General features: G+C 58.5%; 21 protein-coding genes and 1 pseudogene. 12 read left to right on the top strand and 10 right to left on the bottom strand.

Annotated elements, in window-relative coordinates:
• Window positions 1-61 precede the first annotated feature (61 nt).
• A complete protein-coding gene (locus KL786_RS07510; RefSeq protein WP_029296441.1) occupies window positions 62-439 on the bottom strand; it encodes a hypothetical protein in 378 nt (125 codons plus the stop codon).
• Between the two features lie 199 nt (window positions 440-638).
• Here KL786_RS07510 and KL786_RS07505 point away from each other — a divergent pair, with 199 nt between their 5' ends.
• From KL786_RS07505 to def, 3 genes are all read left to right on the top strand, one after another.
• Complete coding sequence (locus KL786_RS07505; RefSeq protein WP_215517206.1) at window positions 639-830, top strand: CsbD family protein; 192 nt, start codon at window positions 639-641, stop codon at window positions 828-830.
• 175 nt (window positions 831-1,005) lie between these two features.
• Window positions 1,006-1,959, top strand: coding sequence for a YihY/virulence factor BrkB family protein (locus tag KL786_RS07500; RefSeq protein ID WP_215517205.1), 954 nt, complete (start codon window positions 1,006-1,008; stop codon window positions 1,957-1,959).
• 3 nt (window positions 1,960-1,962) lie between these two features.
• Window positions 1,963-2,502, top strand: a complete 540-nt coding sequence (def, locus tag KL786_RS07495; protein ID WP_032862572.1) for a peptide deformylase — start codon at window positions 1,963-1,965, stop codon at window positions 2,500-2,502.
• On the opposite strand, the gene KL786_RS07490 is transcribed toward def, so the two are convergent.
• Window positions 2,499-2,915 (bottom strand): GNAT family N-acetyltransferase, encoded by a 417-nt coding sequence (locus tag KL786_RS07490; RefSeq protein ID WP_215517204.1) that lies wholly within the window; start codon window positions 2,913-2,915, stop codon window positions 2,499-2,501. The two genes, def and KL786_RS07490, sit on opposite strands and share 4 nt — an antisense overlap.
• An 805-nt stretch (window positions 2,916-3,720) precedes the next feature.
• On the opposite strand from KL786_RS07490, the pseudogene KL786_RS30070 reads away from it, so the two are divergent.
• Window positions 3,721-4,497: pseudogene (locus tag KL786_RS30070) on the top strand (PAS domain-containing protein); the annotation flags it as partial.
• The gene (locus KL786_RS30065; RefSeq protein ID WP_373290034.1) at window positions 4,471-5,040 is read left to right on the top strand and encodes a methyl-accepting chemotaxis protein; all 570 of its coding nucleotides are present in this window, start codon (window positions 4,471-4,473) and stop codon (window positions 5,038-5,040) included. The pseudogene KL786_RS30070 and the gene KL786_RS30065, both read left to right, overlap by 27 nt.
• Before the next feature lie 125 nt (window positions 5,041-5,165).
• On the opposite strand, the gene KL786_RS07480 is transcribed toward KL786_RS30065, so the two are convergent.
• The 4 genes from KL786_RS07480 to gntR form a co-directional block, all read right to left on the bottom strand.
• A complete protein-coding gene (locus tag KL786_RS07480) occupies window positions 5,166-5,666 on the bottom strand; it encodes a hypothetical protein (RefSeq protein ID WP_215517202.1) in 501 nt (166 codons plus the stop codon).
• A 183-nt stretch (window positions 5,667-5,849) separates the two neighbouring features.
• Entirely contained in the window at window positions 5,850-6,287 is a 438-nt protein-coding gene (locus KL786_RS07475) for a hypothetical protein (RefSeq protein ID WP_215517201.1), read from the bottom strand.
• A 178-nt stretch (window positions 6,288-6,465) separates the two neighbouring features.
• Window positions 6,466-7,098, bottom strand: a complete 633-nt coding sequence (locus KL786_RS07470) for a glutathione S-transferase family protein (protein ID WP_215517200.1) — start codon at window positions 7,096-7,098, stop codon at window positions 6,466-6,468.
• 193 nt (window positions 7,099-7,291) lie between these two features.
• Window positions 7,292-8,323: an HTH-type transcriptional regulator GntR gene (gene gntR / locus KL786_RS07465; RefSeq protein WP_215517278.1), complete on the bottom strand. Its 1,032-nt coding sequence runs from the start codon at window positions 8,321-8,323 to the stop codon at window positions 7,292-7,294.
• Between the two features lie 213 nt (window positions 8,324-8,536).
• Between gntR and KL786_RS07460 the strand changes: the two genes are divergently transcribed.
• Together KL786_RS07460 and KL786_RS07455 are read left to right on the top strand one after the other, a co-directional pair.
• A complete protein-coding gene (locus KL786_RS07460; RefSeq protein ID WP_032862578.1) occupies window positions 8,537-9,070 on the top strand; it encodes a gluconokinase in 534 nt (177 codons plus the stop codon).
• A gap of 82 nt (window positions 9,071-9,152) precedes the next feature.
• Window positions 9,153-10,505: a GntP family permease gene (locus tag KL786_RS07455; RefSeq protein ID WP_065944032.1), complete on the top strand. Its 1,353-nt coding sequence runs from the start codon at window positions 9,153-9,155 to the stop codon at window positions 10,503-10,505.
• Window positions 10,506-10,624: 119 nt separating this feature from the next.
• Here the strand turns inward: KL786_RS07455 and alaC are convergent, their stop codons facing one another.
• On the bottom strand, window positions 10,625-11,836 hold the full coding sequence (gene alaC / locus KL786_RS07450; RefSeq protein WP_032862580.1) for an alanine transaminase: 1,212 nt from the start codon (window positions 11,834-11,836) through the stop codon (window positions 10,625-10,627).
• Between the two features lie 195 nt (window positions 11,837-12,031).
• On the opposite strand from alaC, the gene KL786_RS07445 reads away from it, so the two are divergent.
• Window positions 12,032-12,511, top strand: a complete 480-nt coding sequence (locus KL786_RS07445; protein WP_215517199.1) for a GyrI-like domain-containing protein — start codon at window positions 12,032-12,034, stop codon at window positions 12,509-12,511.
• A gap of 41 nt (window positions 12,512-12,552) precedes the next feature.
• Here the strand turns inward: KL786_RS07445 and KL786_RS07440 are convergent, their stop codons facing one another.
• The 3 genes from KL786_RS07440 to KL786_RS07430 form a co-directional block, all read right to left on the bottom strand.
• Complete coding sequence (locus KL786_RS07440) at window positions 12,553-13,737, bottom strand: hypothetical protein (protein ID WP_215517198.1); 1,185 nt, start codon at window positions 13,735-13,737, stop codon at window positions 12,553-12,555.
• A 157-nt stretch (window positions 13,738-13,894) separates the two neighbouring features.
• Window positions 13,895-14,500 carry a pyridoxamine 5'-phosphate oxidase family protein gene (locus KL786_RS07435; protein ID WP_215517197.1) on the bottom strand — a complete coding sequence of 202 codons (606 nt, stop codon included), beginning with the start codon at window positions 14,498-14,500 and terminating at the stop codon, window positions 13,895-13,897.
• A 20-nt stretch (window positions 14,501-14,520) separates the two neighbouring features.
• Window positions 14,521-15,006: a GNAT family N-acetyltransferase gene (locus tag KL786_RS07430; RefSeq protein WP_215517196.1), complete on the bottom strand. Its 486-nt coding sequence runs from the start codon at window positions 15,004-15,006 to the stop codon at window positions 14,521-14,523.
• 148 nt (window positions 15,007-15,154) lie between these two features.
• On the opposite strand from KL786_RS07430, the gene KL786_RS07425 reads away from it, so the two are divergent.
• From KL786_RS07425 to KL786_RS07410, 4 genes are all read left to right on the top strand, one after another.
• Window positions 15,155-15,586, top strand: a complete 432-nt coding sequence (locus tag KL786_RS07425; protein WP_252193636.1) for a YybH family protein — start codon at window positions 15,155-15,157, stop codon at window positions 15,584-15,586.
• A gap of 66 nt (window positions 15,587-15,652) precedes the next feature.
• Complete coding sequence (locus tag KL786_RS07420) at window positions 15,653-15,997, top strand: YciI family protein (RefSeq protein ID WP_215517195.1); 345 nt, start codon at window positions 15,653-15,655, stop codon at window positions 15,995-15,997.
• 34 nt (window positions 15,998-16,031) lie between these two features.
• Complete coding sequence (locus KL786_RS07415; RefSeq protein ID WP_032862588.1) at window positions 16,032-16,508, top strand: SRPBCC family protein; 477 nt, start codon at window positions 16,032-16,034, stop codon at window positions 16,506-16,508.
• Window positions 16,505-17,725, top strand: coding sequence for an RNA polymerase sigma factor (locus KL786_RS07410; protein WP_215517194.1), 1,221 nt, complete (start codon window positions 16,505-16,507; stop codon window positions 17,723-17,725). Before KL786_RS07415 ends, KL786_RS07410 begins: the two co-directional genes overlap by 4 nt.
• Window positions 17,726-17,727 lie beyond the last annotated feature (2 nt).

Below are 17,727 nucleotides of genomic sequence, written 5' to 3'. Positions count from 1 at the left end.
CAAAAAGCCCCGCGAATGCGGGGCTTTTTATTGGGCGCTGATTGGAGTGCAATCCAAATGTTTACAGGGCGAACTGCGCAAAGCTCACGCCAGCACCCGCCGGGCGCACATCCTTGAGGAACGAATCCTTATCCGCGCTCAGCTCCAGGGTAATCTCCGGCTTGCGCTTGCCCGCATTGCGCACCACCAACCCTTCAAGCTTTTCACGCAGGAACGCGGTCGGCACTTTCAGGTGCAGCAACTGGTCGGTCTCGGCGTTGTGCATCAACAAGTGAATCCACTCGTATTGGCCGATGGCAATGCGTGCCACTGGTAGGTCGAACCACCAGATATTGCGTTTGCGGTCCAGGTCGGTGAAATGGCAGTTGTTGACACCGAGCACGGCACCGCCCAGTTCCAGGTTTCTGCGGGCGATGGCCTGTGATTTATTGAGTTTCATAACCTTCCTACGGGATCTGTTATTCAGCGATTGAGCCTGAATCTGCCGGGCATTCTCGGGGGTTGGCCGCAAAACATAAAGCCAAACCTGTATTGGGTGATGAAATGCCTTACGCAAATAATTGAAACTCTGCGCAAAGGCCCAGGGTCAACCCTTACGTAATGACCAAAACCCTTGATTGTTCTTACGGAGAAATACCATGGGCAGCACAGCGGATAAGGCAAAAGGTTTAGCGAACGAAGCTATCGGCACTATCAAGCAAGGCATCGGCAAAGCCACAGACAACACCAAGCTTGAGGCCGAAGGCAAGATTCAAGAGAAGAAGGGCGAAGCCCAGCAAGCGGTTGGCAAGGTCAAGGACGCGGTCAAGAATACGGTCGACAAAGCCTGATTAGCCCCACGGCCAACACGTAGCATAACGGTCATCCACGGATGGCCGTTTTTATGTCACATCTGCTGACTAACGTTTCGAAATTGTTTCAAGGTCGCCAAATAGGCTACCTTGATGTAGAAAACGGCCCCTGAGTCGCCCACGAACTCAACCTTTTGCGGCGAAAGGAGACGCTATGATTTTTCCGGTATTAAAAGGTCTGCCGCTGCACCGCGTGCTGATGCGCACTGTTAAAGAGTTCGTCGATGACGAGATGTCTACCTACGCTTCGGCACTGGCCTACCAGATGCTGTTTTCGCTGTTCCCCTTCCTGCTGTTCCTGATTGCCCTGATCGGTTTCCTGCATCTGCCGGATTTCTTCAGCTGGTTGCGCCTGCAATCGGAACTGGTGTTGCCGCCCCAGGCTCTTGAGCAGGTCAACCCGGTGATCGACCAGTTACAGCAATCCAAGGGCGGGCTGTTGTCGGTGGGTATCGTCATCGCGCTGTGGACCGCCTCAGCAGGTGTGCGCCTGATGATGAGTGCAATGAACGCCGCCTACGATGTGGTGGAAGGCCGGCCGATCTGGAAACGCTTCCCGCTGTCGATTTTCTACACCGTGGGCATCGCCGGGATGTTGCTGGCCGCCGCCGCGCTGATGGTCCTGGGGCCGCAAGTGATGGAGTGGCTGGCTGGGCAAATTGGCATGCAGGAGTTCGTGGTCACCCTGTGGACCATCCTGCGCTGGCCCTTGATCGTGATCCTGCTGATGTTCGCCGTGGCCTTGATGTACTACGTGATGCCGGACGTGAAGCAGAAATTTCGCTTTATCACGCCAGGCTCGGTGCTGGCGGTAGTGGTCTGGATCGTTGCATCGCTGGGCTTTGGCTATTACGTCAAGACCTTCGCCGACTACAACGCCATGTATGGCAGCATCGGCGCGATTATCGTCCTGCTGCTGTACTTTTACATTTCTGCCGCCGTCCTGTTGCTGGGGGCGGAGATGAACGCGGTGATCGAGCATATGTCCGCCGAAGGCAAGGACCCGGGGGAAAAGGACTTTGGCCAACACCACCCCGATGAAAAACAGCATGTCTCGGGCCTCGGCCGGGACCATTCGCTTCCCAAGCCCACCACTGATGAAACCTGACCGATGATTCGTGAAATCCTGAAAATGGGCGACGAGCGCCTGCTGCGCATCGCGCCACCGGTGCCACCGGAAATGTTCGACAGCCCCGAGTTGTGGCAACTGATCGACGATATGTTCCAGACCATGGAGCACGTGGGCGGAGTCGGCCTGGCTGCGCCGCAGGTCGGTGTCGACCTGCAGTTGGTGATTTTCGGTTTCGAGAGCAGCGAGCGCTACCCGGATGCCCCGGCGGTGCCCCAGACCATCCTGATCAACCCGCTGATTACCCCGCTGAGTCCGGTGTTGGAGGAGGGCTATGAAGGCTGCCTGTCGGTGCCAGGGCTACGCGGGGCAGTGGATCGTTACCAGCAGATTCGCTACGAGGGGTTTGACCCCAAGGGTGAGCCGATTGTGCGGATTGCCGACGGCTTCCATGCGCGGGTGGTGCAGCATGAATGCGACCACCTGATCGGCCGGTTGTACCCGTCGCGGATCACTGATTTCAGCAAGTTCGGGTTTATCGAGGTGATGTTCCCGGACATGGACCCTGCCGCCGACGATTAACCCTGGCGGCACACGCCCATGGCAATCATCGGTTTGTTGCGTTTATAGCGCACCAGGCGCTCGGCCAGCGACTGCGGCAACACAGTCTGCTGGCTGAAGCCCTGGGCTGCATAAAACCCTTCCAGATCCGGGTGGCACAACAGCCACACCGTCCCTTCGACGGGCGCAATCGCCTGTGCGATCAGCCGCGTCGCCAGCCCTTGCCCACGTAAGGCCGGATCGACAAACAGCCCGGTCAGCCACTGGCCGCCGACCACGGGGCTCAGGCACAGCCCGGCGACGATCTCGCTGTTGCGCGCCACCCACAATTGGCCGCCCTTGAGGGCTTTCATCGAAGAGTTGTGGCTACGGTAGAACTTGTTCAGCAGCGGCCACAGGGGCTCTGCCAGTCGATCAAAGTGCAGCTCGGGCATGGTGGTTTGACAGGTGTGATCAAGGGGCGGGGATTATAAGTCGGGCAAAGCGCCTTCTGTTGGGCAATAGGTGTTATACCCCATGTTACTTCCTCTGTTAGTGGAGCATGCATCATGGCCAAAGGTATGGATTCAAAGAAAGCCGCGAAGAAAAAACCGGCAAAGACCGCCGATGAAAAACGCGCGGACAAAAAAGCCAAGAAGACCGAGACAGGCCTGTTCGGTCACTGAGTACTTCACTGTAGGAGCGAGCTTGCTCGCGAAGAGCGCTAACGAAAACGCGTGTTTGCAGGTAAAGCGCGGCGCTCTCAAGCTTTTCGCGAGCAAGCTCGCTCCTACAGCCGCATAGATACATCCTGCCCCTGCACATCCCCTCCAACATCTGTTTATCAATGCTGGCTGATTAATGGCCTTGCATAGCGCCAAGCCCTGTCTATGCTCACCCATAACCCTTTATGTCGCTTGCCATATGAAGCGTTTTGGGTGGCTGTTTGTATAGTGGTTGATGAGCACTATACAAACTGTGAATGGATAAGTGCGTATGTCAAAGCGCCGGGAAAAAGGAGCTTCAGGTTAAATGGATTTACGTGTGTCGGTTAACGCGGGCCCCAGACGGGGTCATCAAGAAAAGGATGCCTTGAAACGAGTGTTGCCTCATGGACTCTCCGATTAGCCATCATTTATCTATCGCCTGACACTTGTCCTGTCTCTGGACGGATGCGTTTGCCTGTTTTGTGGAAAGTTGTACTGGGTCAAATCCAAGAACTAACCGTCATTCAAAGACAGCGCTGAAGGTGATCCGATCATGTTTAACCTCCACCACAAATCCGACCTGCGGGAAATCGAGCGTTTTTCCTGTGCGCTGACCCAGGCCCAGGCCAAGCTCGCGGCCATCAGTCGTTCCATGGCGATGATTGAGTTCGATCGCGACGGCGTGGTACTGGATGCCAACGAAAACTTTTGTAGGGCCATGGGTTATAGCGCTGAGGAAGTACGTGGAAAACACCACCGAATCTTCTGTGAAGAGGCCTATTACCGTAGCGATGCCTACGCCAAATTGTGGCGGGACCTGGCCCAGGGCGAGCCCATCAGTGGCACGTTCATGCGCTTGACCAAAAGTGGCCAGCAAGTGTGGCTGGAAGCCAGCTACATGCCGGTCTACGGTCCCGACAAGCAGGTGCAGAGCGTGATCAAGGTGGCTGCGGATATTTCCGAACGGGTTCACCACGAACATGAAAACCAAAGCCTGATCGATGCCATTGGCCGCTCCATGGCGGTCATTGAGTTCACACCCCAGGGGCAGATCCTCAGTGCCAACCAGAACTTCCTGAAGACGGTGCAGTATTCCCTTGGCGAAATCGTTGGTCAGCACCACAGCCTGTTCTGCCACCGCGCCGAGGTGGAATCACCCGCTTACAAAGCGTTCTGGGCGTCACTTAACCGGGGTGAATTCCACTCCCATCGTTTTGAGCGGCGCAACAAGCATGGTCAGACGCTGTTTCTGGAAGCCTCCTACAACCCGATCTTCGATTCCAGCGGGCGGCTGTACAAAGTGGTGAAGTTCGCCAGTGATATCACCGACCAGGTCACCACGTTGCGTACTGCTGCCGATTCGGCCCACGCCACTTCGGTGCAGAACGACGCTTGTGCCCGCAAGGGCTCGGAGGTGGTGCAGCAGACGGTGCAGATCATCGAAGAAATTTCCCGCGACCTCAATCAAGCGGCGGTGAGTATCGATGCGGTGAGCAAGCAGTCGGACATCATCGGCACCATCGTCCAGACCATTCGCGGGATTGCCGATCAAACCAACCTGCTGGCGCTGAACGCAGCCATTGAAGCCGCGCGCGCGGGAGAGCATGGCCGCGGCTTTGCCGTGGTGGCAGACGAGGTGCGCAGCCTGGCGGCACGCACCAGCCAGGCGACGCTGGAGATTGTCGAGGTGGTGCGCAAGAACCACGACTTGTCGCTGAGTGCGGTGTCGAGCATGCAGTCGAGCTTGAGCCGCACCGGGCTGGGGGTGGAGTTGGCCAATGAAGCGGGGCAGGTGATCCTGGAGATCCAGGAAGGCTCACGGCATGTGGTCGATGCCATTGGCCAGTTCAACTCCACCCTACAACTGCAATAGTGCCTCTTTGTAGGAGCGAGCTTGCTCGCGAAAAACCTGAGACCGCCACGGGGAACCAGATACCCCGCGTTATCGTTGAGGCTTTTCGCGAGCAAGCTCGCTCCTACAAGGGGCGTTGTGTTGAGTCAGATGGCCGCCAGGGTGTCTTTCACGGCCTTGATCTGCGGGTCGGCAGTCTTCTCGGCGTACTGCTGCGCGGCCTGCATCTTCAGGCGATCAGTGACTTCCTGGGCAATGGCATTCTGCTGTTCGATAGGCATCGCTTTCACATCTTCTTCGGTCAGGCCCTTTTCCTTGAGGATCTGATCGCGAATGCGCTCGGCCGGCGTCTTGGTCATGTATTCATTGAATTCTGTCCGGGCCTGGGTGCTGGTCGCGGTGGTTGGCGTGGCGCTGGCCGGCGGCGTCGCTTGCAGTTGCAGGCGGGTCTTGGCAAAAGCGGCATCCACATTGCTGGCCGTGGTGTCGGTGGCCTTTTGCGTGGCCTGCACCTGGGTCGCGGCTGCGGCGTTCTGCACGTTTTGCATGACGCCGCTGTACAGCGCACTGGCAGCGGCGTTGGCCGGGTCCAGGTCGGGGCGCTTGGACTGTTGGATCACGGAAGAGACTTGGGTATTGACCAACATGATCGGGTACCTGTGGTGTTGAACGGTCCACAAGGTTTAGCAATTAGCGTGCCCAGGCCCCAAGCCCCGACTCTATGGGGGATGTCGTCCAAGGATAGGCAACCCTTGTCCTGTTAGCGGTGAAACATTGCCGCTATCGACGGCAAGGTCTGCGTACCGTCGAGAGCGGCTGGGCATTTCTCTCTATTGTGTTTTACCGCGCGGGCCCGTGAGGTGGATTTTTCCTTTTGAGACTTTTACGGGTGGGTCACCTTGCTCCATGCCTGGGGCCTCGAATTCAAAGGTAGCCTCAAGCAATTGTTGTCCTAGATCGACGAGGGTGATGTTCAGCGTCCCGCTATCTGCGTAATAACTCCAGCCGAACTCTCCATGGTAATGATAGAAATAAGCAACGGTTTCACTTGGACCCATACCCAGGTTGTGCGTACCGGGCTGGATGTTTTTGTCCAGGGAAAAGAGCAGCAACTGCAGATGCGATGGCATATCTGCTCTGACCGAGTAGTGGGTGCCTGAATCATTAACGGTCACGCTTTCAGAAGTGAATGGCCTGTTATCGAGCGATACCGTGGCCTTGACAAAACCTTGGGCATAGTCAGTTTTCAGCGATGGTTTAACAGACATGGGACTCTCCTGTTTCATACATTTATGAAGTGCAGTTGCCACGAGCCAAGGCAAGCGCTGCATCTAGTTAAATGCGTTGAAAAAGGCAGGTCTACTGTGAAAGATGACAGTTTTTCCCGGTGCCGGATGAGCGGTCCAGTGTGCTGAGCTGCGCCGATGGTGGGCTGTCGGTGAATCCTTAGTTGTGCCCGTCGAGGGCAAACGCCTGGAAGCCTGGACGCTGGCTGAGTAGAGCGTAGTAAACGTCCACAGCCGGGTAGGAAGGGCGCTCCATGGGCGTCATCCACCAGCGGTGTACTGACAGGCCAATCAGAATGTCAGCGAGGGTGAAGTCGTCACCGGCCACATAGGCGCCGGTATCGATCAACCGCTGCTCCAGCAATCCCATCTTGTCGTTCCAGCCGCGCACGCCGGCGGCAATGCGCTGCGGGTCCTGGAAGTCCGGGTTCTTGCGCACCAGAGCGTGGAAGGCATAGCCCCAGGAGGGATTGAGTTCGGTGGCTTGCCAGTCCATCCATTGCTCAACCCTCGCGCGTGGCGCAGGTGCGGCAGGCAGCAAGTCATGACGTTGATACAGGCCCACCAGATAACGGCAGATGGTGTTGGACTCCCACAGCACGCCGTTGTTGTCGATGATTACTGGCACCTGGGCGTTGGGGTTCAAGGCCAGGAACTCGGGGGATTGGGTGGGGGTGAAGCCGATGCCCCAGTCTTCCCGGTCGTAGGCGATGCCTAGTTCCTGGCAGGTCCACAGGACTTTTCGTGCGTTGATGGACGAAGTGCGACCCAAGATCTTCAGCGCGTGTCCCATGGTGCTTCCCTGGCAAAATGTGAGTTGGGTAATTTAGCAGGGACGCGCAAGGACAGCGATAGGGTTAAGTGTGGGAGCGGGCTTGCTCGCGAATGCGGTGTACCAGTGCCAGATGTATTGCCTGACACACCGCATTCGCGAGCAAGCCCGCTCCCACATTTTGACCGTGTGTGAATCCCTTCAGTTGATCGGCCTAGGTGCTCTCACGCACCTTCAACTCAAACCCCATATCCACCACCGGCCTGGCGATCTTGTTGCCTGCCATCACCGTCAGCAAATGTTCCGCCGCGCGTCGGCCAATGGCTTCGCGCGGGGTGCTGATGCTGCTCAGGCGCGGCACCATGAAGCTGGAGGCGGGCAGGTCGTTGAAGCCCAGGACCGCCACTTGCTGCGGAACCTTGATCCCATGGCGCAAGGCTTCGAGCAAGGCGCCATGGGCCAGGTCGTCGTTGCCGAAGAAGATCGCGTCCACATCCGGATGACTGGCCAGCAGTTGCAGGAACAACTCGCCACCCAGGCCGACTGAAGAAGGGCGCGGTGTCAGCAACTCCAGCGCCGGGTCATACAGCCCAGCCTGTTGCAGCCCGCGACGGAAACCTTCACCGCGCAACAAGGTGCGTTGGTCCAGTTGTGCACCCACATAGGCCAGGCGCTTGCGCCCCCGGGAAATCAGGTGCGCCGCCGCGGTTTCGCCGGCACTGATCTGCGAGAAGCCAACGCAGTTAACGCCGGCCGCGGGGTCCAGGTCCATCATGTACACGCACGGCACATTGCTCGATTCCACCAGGCGTCGGGCGCTTTCGGTGCGGTCAAAGCCGGTCAGCAGCAAGCCCCGTGGCTGATAGGCCATGTAGTTGCGCAACAGGTTTTCTTCTTCGTCCCGGGAATAGTGAGTGTTGCCGATCAGTACTTCGAAGCCCTTGGGCCGCAAAACCTGATGAATGGCTTCCAGGGTTTCAATAAACAGCAAGTTGGACAGTGAGGGCACCAGCACCACCACCGACTGGCTCTGTGCAGAGGCCAGGGCGCGGGCGGCAGGGTTGACCACGTAGCTCAGTTCGGCGGCGGCTTTCTGCACCTTTTCCACCAGGTCGGGGGCCACGGTGCTGATCCCGCGCAAGGCCCGGGAGGCCGTGATCGGACTGACGCCCGCCAGGCGGGCAACTTCGTTCAGGGTAGGGCGACCCGTCGTGCGGGTATTTTTATCGTTCTTGGAGGTCATCAGGCGGCTTGCCAAACAAAAATCGAGGCACTAAGGTAGCGCTGTCTCCAAAGGCCTGCAAATACTTGCGCAAAGGGTTGCCTGATCCTTGCTCAAACGGTTGGAGCGGATGCACGCGTCACTCCATAAAAATGACAATTAGGCGCGGGAAAAGCCTGTTTTTGCACTAGCCTTAAGGCGTGCAAAGGTAGCGCTGTCTGCGTCCTGAGGTGTTTCATGAGTCAACCTGTTACTGCCCTGGTCATCATGGGTGTTTCCGGCTGTGGCAAGTCCAGTGTCAGCGAGGCCCTGTGCCTGTTGAACGGCGCCACCGCCATTGAAGGCGACAGCTTTCACCCGGCCGCCAACATCGAAAAGATGAGTGCTGGCCATCCTCTCAACGACGACGACCGTGCCGGCTGGCTCGATATCCTCTGCGATGAGCTGCGTCGTGCGCTCAAGGCCGGCGAGCATCCCGTGCTGACCTGTTCGGCGCTGAAGAAAAAATACCGCGATCACCTGCGCGAAGCCGCGCCGGGCCTGGGGTTTGTCTTCCTGGAACTGACCCGCGAGGTGGCCGCCGACCGCGTGTCCCATCGCCCTGGTCATTTCATGCCGGCCAGCCTGATTGACAGCCAGTTCGCCACCCTCGAATCGCCCATCGGCGAACCGCTGACCCTGGCCCTCAATGCCAGTGAAGACAGCATCGAGGCCTTGGCCGAGCAGACCCATGCCTGGTGGCTGACCCATGGCTTTGAGCCTTCCCGATGATTTTTTGCCCGAAAGATAGCGCTATCCGGCGGCACAAAACTCAACACCCGCTTTAATAACAACAACAAACAGGAGAGACCCCATGTTTGGAATGTCCCACGAGTCCTACCTGCTGCTCGATGCAGTAGTCACCATCATCGGGTTGATCGTGTTGATCACCCGGTTCAAGGTTCACCCCTTTATTGCCCTGATCATCGCTGCAGGCTTTCTCGGCCTGACCTCGGGCATGCCCGTGGAAAAGATCATCAAGGCGTTCCAGGACGGCTTCGGCGGGGTGCTCGGTTTTGTCGGGATTATCCTGGCGCTGGGTACGATGCTCGGCAAGATGATGGCCGAATCCGGCGGTGCCGATCAGATCGCACAAACCCTGATCCGTGCCTTTGGCAAGGACAAGGTGCAGTGGGCAATGATGTTCGCCGCGTTCCTGGTGGGCATTCCGCTGTTCTTCGAGATCGGCTTTGTGCTGCTGATCCCGCTGGTGTTTATCGTCGCGCGCCGCACTGGCGTGTCGCTGATCAAGATCGGCATTCCGCTGCTCGCCGGCCTGTCGGCGGTCCACGGCCTGGTGCCGCCGCACCCGGGACCGTTGCTGGCCATCGGCGTGTTTGGCGCAGACATTGGCAAGACCATTCTCTACGGCCTGATCGTTGCCTTGCCGACCGCCATCATTGCCGGGCCGATCTTTGGTACGTTCATTGCCAAGCACATCCCGGGCAACCCGTCCCAGGAGTTGGTGGACCAACTGGCCCGCGAGACCGACTCGAAAAACCTGCCGAGCTTCAGCATCACCCTGATTACCGTGCTGCTGCCGGTGTTCCTGATGCTGCTCAAGACCTTTGCTGACATCGCCTTTGCCGAAGGCAATGCGGTGCGCAACTGGATGGACATGATCGGCCACCCGATCAGCGCCTTGCTCCTGGCCTTGCTGTTGTCGCTGTACACCTTTGGCCATCGCCAGGGCATCCACTCCAAGCAGATCCTCAAGCTGCTCGACGCTAGCCTTGCGCCCACTGCCGCGATCATCCTGATCATCGGCGCCGGCGGTGGTTTCAAGCAGATGCTGGTGACCAGCGGTGTGGGTGATGTGATCGGCCATATGGCGGTGACGGCGCAGATCAACCCGCTCCTGCTGGCCTGGCTGGTGGCGGCGGTGATTCGTATCGCCACGGGTTCGGCGACTGTGGCCACCATTACGGGCGCGGGCATTGTGGTGCCGGTGGTGGGGATGGTGCCGGGGGTCAACCTGGAGTTGCTGGTGCTGGCGACGGGGGCGGGGTCGTTGATTCTGTCCCACGTTAACGACGCAGGGTTCTGGCTGGTGAAGCAGTACTTCAACATGACCGTGGCCGAGACGTTCAAGACGTGGACGGCGATGGAGACCATCCTGTCCATCGTGGCACTGGGCTTCATCATGTTGCTGTCGTTGGTGGTGTAACCCTGTGGGAGCTGGCTTGCCTGCGATAGCATCACCTCGGTATGTCTGACACACCGAGGTGATGCTATCGCAGGCAAGCCAGCTCCCACATTGATTGGGTTTCTACAGTTGGTTGGGCATCAGGCTTTGGTGACCAGGCCATCAGCCCGGAACATGCCCCGAATCCCGCGCACCGCCTGGCGAATCCGGTCCTGGTTCTCGATCAGGGCAAAGCGCACATGGTCATCGCCATACTCGCCAAAGCCAATCCCCGGCGACACGCACACCTTGGCTTCCAGCAGCAATTTCTTGGCAAACTCCAGCGAGCCCATGGCGGCATACGCCTCGGGGATCTTCGCCCAGACATACATCGATGCCTTCGGGTTCTCCACCATCCAGCCCAATTCATGCAGGCCCTTGACCAGCACGTTACGGCGCTGGCGGTATTGCTCGGCGATGTCCTTCACACATTGTTGGTCGCCTTCCAGCGCGGCAATGGCCGCCACTTGCAGCGGGGTGAAGGTGCCGTAGTCGTGGTAACTCTTGATGCGTGCCAGGGCGTTGACCAGTTCCGGGTTGCCGACCATGAAGCCAATACGCCAGCCGGCCATGTTGTAGCTCTTGGACAGGGTGAAGAACTCCACCGCAATGTCCTTGGCGCCCGGTACTTGCATGATCGACGGGGCTTTCCAGCCGTCGTAGACGATATCGGCGTAGGCCAGGTCGTGGATCACCAGTACGTCGTACTGCTTGGCCAGGGCAATCACCCGCTCGAAGAAATCCAGCTCCACGCACTGTGCGGTGGGGTTGGACGGGAAGCCGAGGATCATCATCTTCGGCTTGGGGATCGAGCCGCGAATCGCCCGCTCCAACTCGGCGAAGAAGTCCACGCCGGGAATCAGCGGCACCGAGCGCACCTGGGCGCCGGCAATCACGGCACCGTAGATGTGAATCGGGTAGCTGGGGTTGGGCACCAGCACGGTGTCGCCCTGGTCCAGGGTGGCCAGCATCAGGTGTGCCAGGCCTTCCTTGGAACCGATGGTCACGATGGCTTCGGTTTCCGGGTCGATATCCACCTCATAACGGTCCTTGTACCAGCGCGAAATAGCGCGGCGCAGACGTGGGATGCCTTTGGAGGTGGAGTAGCCGTGGGTGTCTTCGCGCTGGGCGACGGTCACCAGTTTCTCCACGATATGCGGTGGAGTCGGGCCGTCAGGGTTACCCATGCTCAAGTCGATGATGTCTTCGCCGCGCCGACGCGCAGCCATCTTCAGCTCGGCAGTGATATTGAACACGTAAGGGGGGAGTCGATCTATGCGCGCAAAGCGGCGCGGCGAACCTTGGTCTGCCATTGTTGCCTCGGAGTACGTAAGCGCCCGGAACCGTCCGAGCGACGTCGGCCACTGCGGTGGCCTGCGGGGCGGACAATACGGCGGGTGAAGGGCAATTGTCCAGATGCTGTCGGAAAATTTTCTGTCTGGAGTATGACGCGCGTATGCCCCTATACTCGGTATGGTTTTGGTCACTCACCCATGGAGATTGTGCAGATGAACCAACAGGCAACGCTACCCTTGGAACCCCGCATGGAAGAGGGCAAGGCCATGGTGATCGCTGGGGTCGGCGGTCATTACGGCAAGGCGACGCTGGGGGATATCCCGAAGCTGTGGGAGTTGTTCGACACCTGCATCAAGGACATCAAAAAGCGCATTGGCGGCGTGACCTACGGCGTTTGCTACAACGCCACGCAGGAAGAGTTTGATTACATCGCCGGGGTTGAAGTGCCGGCCAAGAGCGATGTGCCGGGCAACTTTGAATGCATTGAAGTGCCGGCCAGTCGTTATGCGGTCTTTGCGCACTACGGGCCGGTGTACGCGCTGACCCAGACCTATGAGCGGATCATGTTCGAGTGGTTGCCGACTTCGGGGTACAAGGTCGCAGGGCCGGACATCGAGCGATACAGCGCCGACTTTGATGTTGAGAAAGGCACTGGCACTGTGGAAGTCTGGCTGCCCGTCGAGAAGCTTTGATGCAACGTGGCTGAGCTGCATTGGCAGCTCAGCCGGTAGCGTTACTGACTGAGCAGTCGCCCAATAAAGGACGCGCGTGCAGTGCTCATAATGCCGCTGCTTTGCAGTTTTTCACCCGGTTGTGCCAACTCCAGTGTGTCGATAAAGGACCGCTCGGGTCGTCCTTGCGGATCCCGCCACGCCTCTGCGACGCCTTGGTTGCCGAACTCGGGATCCAACTGACCGGCCAAGGTGTGCCTGATCAGTGTGACCAGATTGCCGGTCGGGGTACGCGCCAAAGCAACAATTTTCCCATCGGTCTGAGTCACGACACCGGTATAGGACTCCTCATCAGTGCTGCTTTCCAGCGGTTTTCCTCCATGAAACTGCGGATTGGTTTGGCCATTGGCAAGTAAACTGGCGACGAAGTTCATTTCCGGCGGGATGTAGTAACTGCCTCCGGCGACCGCTATTTGACCATTTGGCCCCTTCGACAGCGCTGAGATCTGTTTGTTTTCATTGTTGGAAAACGGCAGTTCGACGACTCCCTGGCTACCGAAACTGGAGTCCAATTGACCATCGTGCAAAAGTCCCACCATGTGTGCTTTCCTGGCGCTGGAACCGGCAATGACAAAACCGCTGTTGGTGATCAGTAATATGTTGAGATGGGTATTCGGTGCCTTGATCGGGTCGAGACGTCCAAAATTGATCAACTCGCCGCTACTGCTGAGTTGATAGATAAAACTGTCGGTACCGTTGTGGAATACAGAAACGATATTGTTATCGGTTTGCACCGCTAATCCACCTCTGGGAAGGAGGCCAGTGCTGATTACTTTGCCTAGTTCTCTTGTTCCATTGATGCCAAACGATTGATCTACTTCGCCGTTATGTGCATTGAAACGCGTAATAAATGCGGTTTGCTCGTTGCCCAACGCAGCCAATAACAGGGGCTTTCCATTGGGTTGAATGGTCAGATGAACGAGGGTGACGAAGTCGGTAGTGGCTGTGTACCAAACCCCGAAGTCGGAATCCAGTTCTCCAGCAGGAGTATGTTTGGTTACGACAATGAATCTTTTATTTTCGGCATACGCTACGCCTGCAGTAATGGTTGAGCCATCACTGAGTGCGCGCGAGAGCCCCCCTGATAGTTGGGCGATAACCGTACCGTTTTTAGGGGTTGAGTTACCGAAGGAAAGATCTGGGCCTCCTGCGGTATTTATCTGACTGCTGTTCGACGGAATACTCATGGCCACGCTCCATGGGGGAAGTTGAGAGTTCCCATTCCTGCTCCGTGCAATCCTTGAGCGACAACCTTGGTAGATCAGTAAAAGCTTATGGGGAAAACCTGTATAGCTGTGAAAGCTGACAGTAGACAACAGAGGTTCTGCATGGGCAGGTGGTCGTTCAGTAGAGACTGTTTTTGACCCTCTCCGGCATTTCCCGGTCATATGCCTCGGCATCAAATTGCCCATCATTCAACCGCTTGTGAATGGCCCCAGCGGACGGCAGCGCCGAGCGCTCCAGATGCTTGTCGGGGTTCCAGCAATCGGAGCGCACAAAGGCTTTCGAGCAGTGGAAATACGCGGCTTCTACCTGCACCAGAATCACCGACCGCGCTGGTTTGCCATGCACCGCAAAGCTCTCCAGCAACCCAGGCTCGATGGAAATCTGCGCCCGCCCGTTGACCCGTAGCGTTTCTCCGATTCCCGGAATGATGAACAGCAGCGCAATCCGTGGATCCAGCACCAGGTTACGCAGGGTGTCGAGCCGATTGTTGCCTGGCCGGTCCGGGATCGCCAAGGTGCGCTCATCAATGATCCGCACAAACCCCGGCACATCGCCGCGAGGCGAGCCGTCGAGGCCATCGGCGCCTGAGGAGCTGACAATCACCAGCGGTGAGGCTTTCACCATTGCCTGGTAATCCTCATTGAGAAACGCAATTTCCTTGTGCACGGCGCGTTCGTGGGGTTTGCCGTAGAGGGTTTCGAGTTGTTCGAGAGTGGTCAGCATGGGAGGCTCCTTGTCCGGGCTCAAAACACTAACGCCAACCGCCGCTCATAGGCAATCCGCGCCTTATACCCTTCTCCGCTATCGATCCATCCCATGTGTAAATACAGGCCCATCGCCGCTACATTTGCGCTGTCCACCGACAGCTCCAACGCCTTGATCTGCGGCCACACCAGGCGTGCCGCAATGGGCAGCGCCTGCAGGCACGCCTTGCCCAGCCCCCGGCCCTGATGGCGGTGATCGACTTGCAGCGCATGCAGCGTGGCGCTGTGTTCATCGGCCCAGTGGGGCAGGCAAGGCGGGCGCTTGAGCAGCAGGAAGGCCACGGGAATCTCGTCAGCCAGCAGGGCAAAGCCCTTGATGCCGGGGCTGGGATTGACCAGCAGGCTGTTCAGCGCGCAATAGATATCGCCGCACCAGGGCAGTTGCTCGGGATGGACTTCGAGGGCGCTGAGTTGCTGTTGTTGCGTAGCAGTCAACGTCTCATAGGGCACGAGGCGGGTTTCCATCGAACAGATATCCAAAGTCTTACAGGGAAGTCGCAAATTCTAGCGGCTTTGCCCCAGTCGCAAATTTTTTTCCTAGGCTTGTCGATTGACGGGATGCCCAACCGACTAAAGGCGTATTCCGTGATTTTTCCCTGAAAGGAGCATTGGTATGAATACCCAAGTGAACAGCGAAATCAGCACCTTGATTGAACAGTGGAAACAAGCCGTGACCGCCAAGGATGTCGACAAAATCGTCAGTTTTTATGCGCAGGACATTGTTGCCTTTGACGCGGTGACGGCCCTGCAATTCAAGGGCCGCAAGGCCTACAAGGCGCACTGGCAGGCCTGCATGGAGATGTGCCCCGGTGGAGGTATTTTCGAGTTTCACCAAATGAATATCGTCGCGGCTGCCGACAGCGCCTTCGCCCACTGGCTGGCCCGTTGTGGCGGCACCGGGCCCGATGGTGTGGAGAAGGTTTGCTGGATGCGGGTCACTGCCGGTTATCAACGGATCAACGGTCAATGGCAAGTGGTGCATGAGCATTGGTCGGCCCCCTTCGACATGCAAAGCGGGACGGCCTTGTTCGACCTGCAACCCTGATCGTCGGGAAAACCGGCAAAACGCCAATCTGCAGCCATAGTTGATAGTCCGAAAACGGAGAATCCCATGAAATACCTATGCCTGGTCTACAGCGACGAACGTCTGTTGCACAGCCAGCCTGACAGCCCCGAGGACACTGAGTGCCATGCCTACGCCGAAGCGGTGCAGGCCAGTGGCCGGATGCTTGCCGCCCAGGCGCTGGAGTCGGTGACGAGCGCCACCACGGTGCGGGTGCGCAACGGCAAGCTGTCGATCACCGACGGGCCGTTTGCCGAAACCAAGGAGCAGCTTGCCGGTTTCTACCTGATCGACGCCAAGGACTTGAATGAGGCGCTGCAAGTGGCCGGTGGCATTCCGGCGGCACGGGTCGGCAGTGTGGAAGTACGCCCCGTGCGTGAATTGAATCTCTGAACCCAACAATCATAAGACTCAAGGAGGTTGATCCATGAACACTCAACCCGCGCAATTCGAACTGTCCATCAGCCGCGTAATCGACGCGCCACCCAGCCGGGTATTCCGTGCCTGGACCGAACCTGCGCTGTTGCAACAATGGTGGGGCCCACATGGCATGACTACGCCTGTGTGCGAAATGAACCTGTGGGTCGGTGGTCTGTTTCGCACCCTGATGCGTGCGCCGGACGGCAGCGAGTACCCGACCCAGGGCGTCTTCCTGGAGATCGACGCACCGCGCCGCCTGGTGTTTACCGATGCGTTCCTGCCTGGCTGGATTCCCTCGGGCAAGCCTTTCATGAGCGCCGAGGTGACCTTCGAGGACGTTGGCGGCAAGACCCGCTACACCGCCCGCGCCATGCACTGGAGCGAAGCCGACAAGCAGGCCCACGAAGCCATGGGCTTTCATCAGGGCTGGGGCGAAAGCCTGGACCGGCTGGTGACGCTGGTGACTCAGGGCATGCCCGATTGACCGTCAAGACCCAGGTCGAGGCGGTCTACCGCAGCGAGTCGCGGCGCATCCTGGCGACCCTGATTCGCCTGCTGGGGGATTTCGACCTCGCCGAAGAAGCCCTGCATGAGGCGTTCTTCGTCGCGGTCGAGCGCTGGCAGCAGGACGGTGTGCCGGATAATCCCCGGGCATGGCTGGTGTCGACCGGGCGCTTCAAGGCCATCGACCGTTTGCGCCGCCAGGCCCGGTTCACCCCGTTGTTGCAGGAGCAGGCCGAGGCGCTGGAGGCGGTTGAGTGGAGTGACGAAGACGTGGAAGACGACCGCCTGCGCCTGATTTTCACCTGCTGCCACCCGGCCCTGGCGGCGGATGCGCAGGTACCGCTGACCTTGCGTGAGATCTGTGACCTGACCACCGAAGAAATCGCCCGGGCGTTTCTTGCCACACCGGCCACCATTGCCCAGCGTATCGTGCGGGCCAAGGGCAAGATCCGCGAAGCGAAGATCCCCTATCAGGTGCCATCGCTGGCGGAGTTGCCCGAACGTCTGGACAGCGTTTTACGTGTGATTTACCTGGTGTTCAACGAAGGATATTCAGCCTCCATGGGCGCCGATCTGACCCGTGAGGAATTAACCCGCGAAGCCATCCGCCTGGGCCGCCTGTTGCTGGAATTGCTGCCGGAGCCGGAGGTCATGGGCCTGCTGGCGTTGATGCTGCTCCATGAATCACGACGCCCGGCTCGCACTTCGCCAGCCGGTGAATTGGTGCTGTTGGCTGAGCAGGACCGTGCATTGTGGGACGCGGCCTTGATAACCGAAGGCTGTGCCCTGGTGGAACAGGCCCTGGCCACGCGGCGTTTTGGCCCGTATTGCCTGCAAGCGGCGATTGCCGCGGTACATGCCGAAGCGACGACTGCTGCCGATACCGACTGGGTGCAGATTGTCGGGCTTTACGATGTGTTGCAAAGGCTTGTGCCTTCGCCTGTGATCGAACTCAACCGTGCGGTCGCCCTGTCCATGCGTGATGGACCGTTGGCTGGGTTGCAGCAAGTGGAAGGGATTCTGGCACGGGGCGAGTTGCTGGATTACCACCTGGCGCATTCGGCGCGCGGGGAGTTTTGTCGGCAACTGGGTCGTATGAAAGAGGCACGCCAAGCCTATGAAAAAGCGCTGGGCCTGACCCAGCAGGCCCCGGAAAAACGCTTTATCGAGCGTCGCCTGGCAGAACTTTCAGGATAAAA

This window comes from Pseudomonas sp. TAE6080, from assembly GCF_018732265.1.
Classification (GTDB): Bacteria; Pseudomonadota; Gammaproteobacteria; order Pseudomonadales; family Pseudomonadaceae; genus Aquipseudomonas; species Aquipseudomonas brenneri.
The sequence above is the reverse complement of the archived record's forward strand: the minus strand, read 5'-3'. Positions and strand labels throughout refer to the sequence as shown.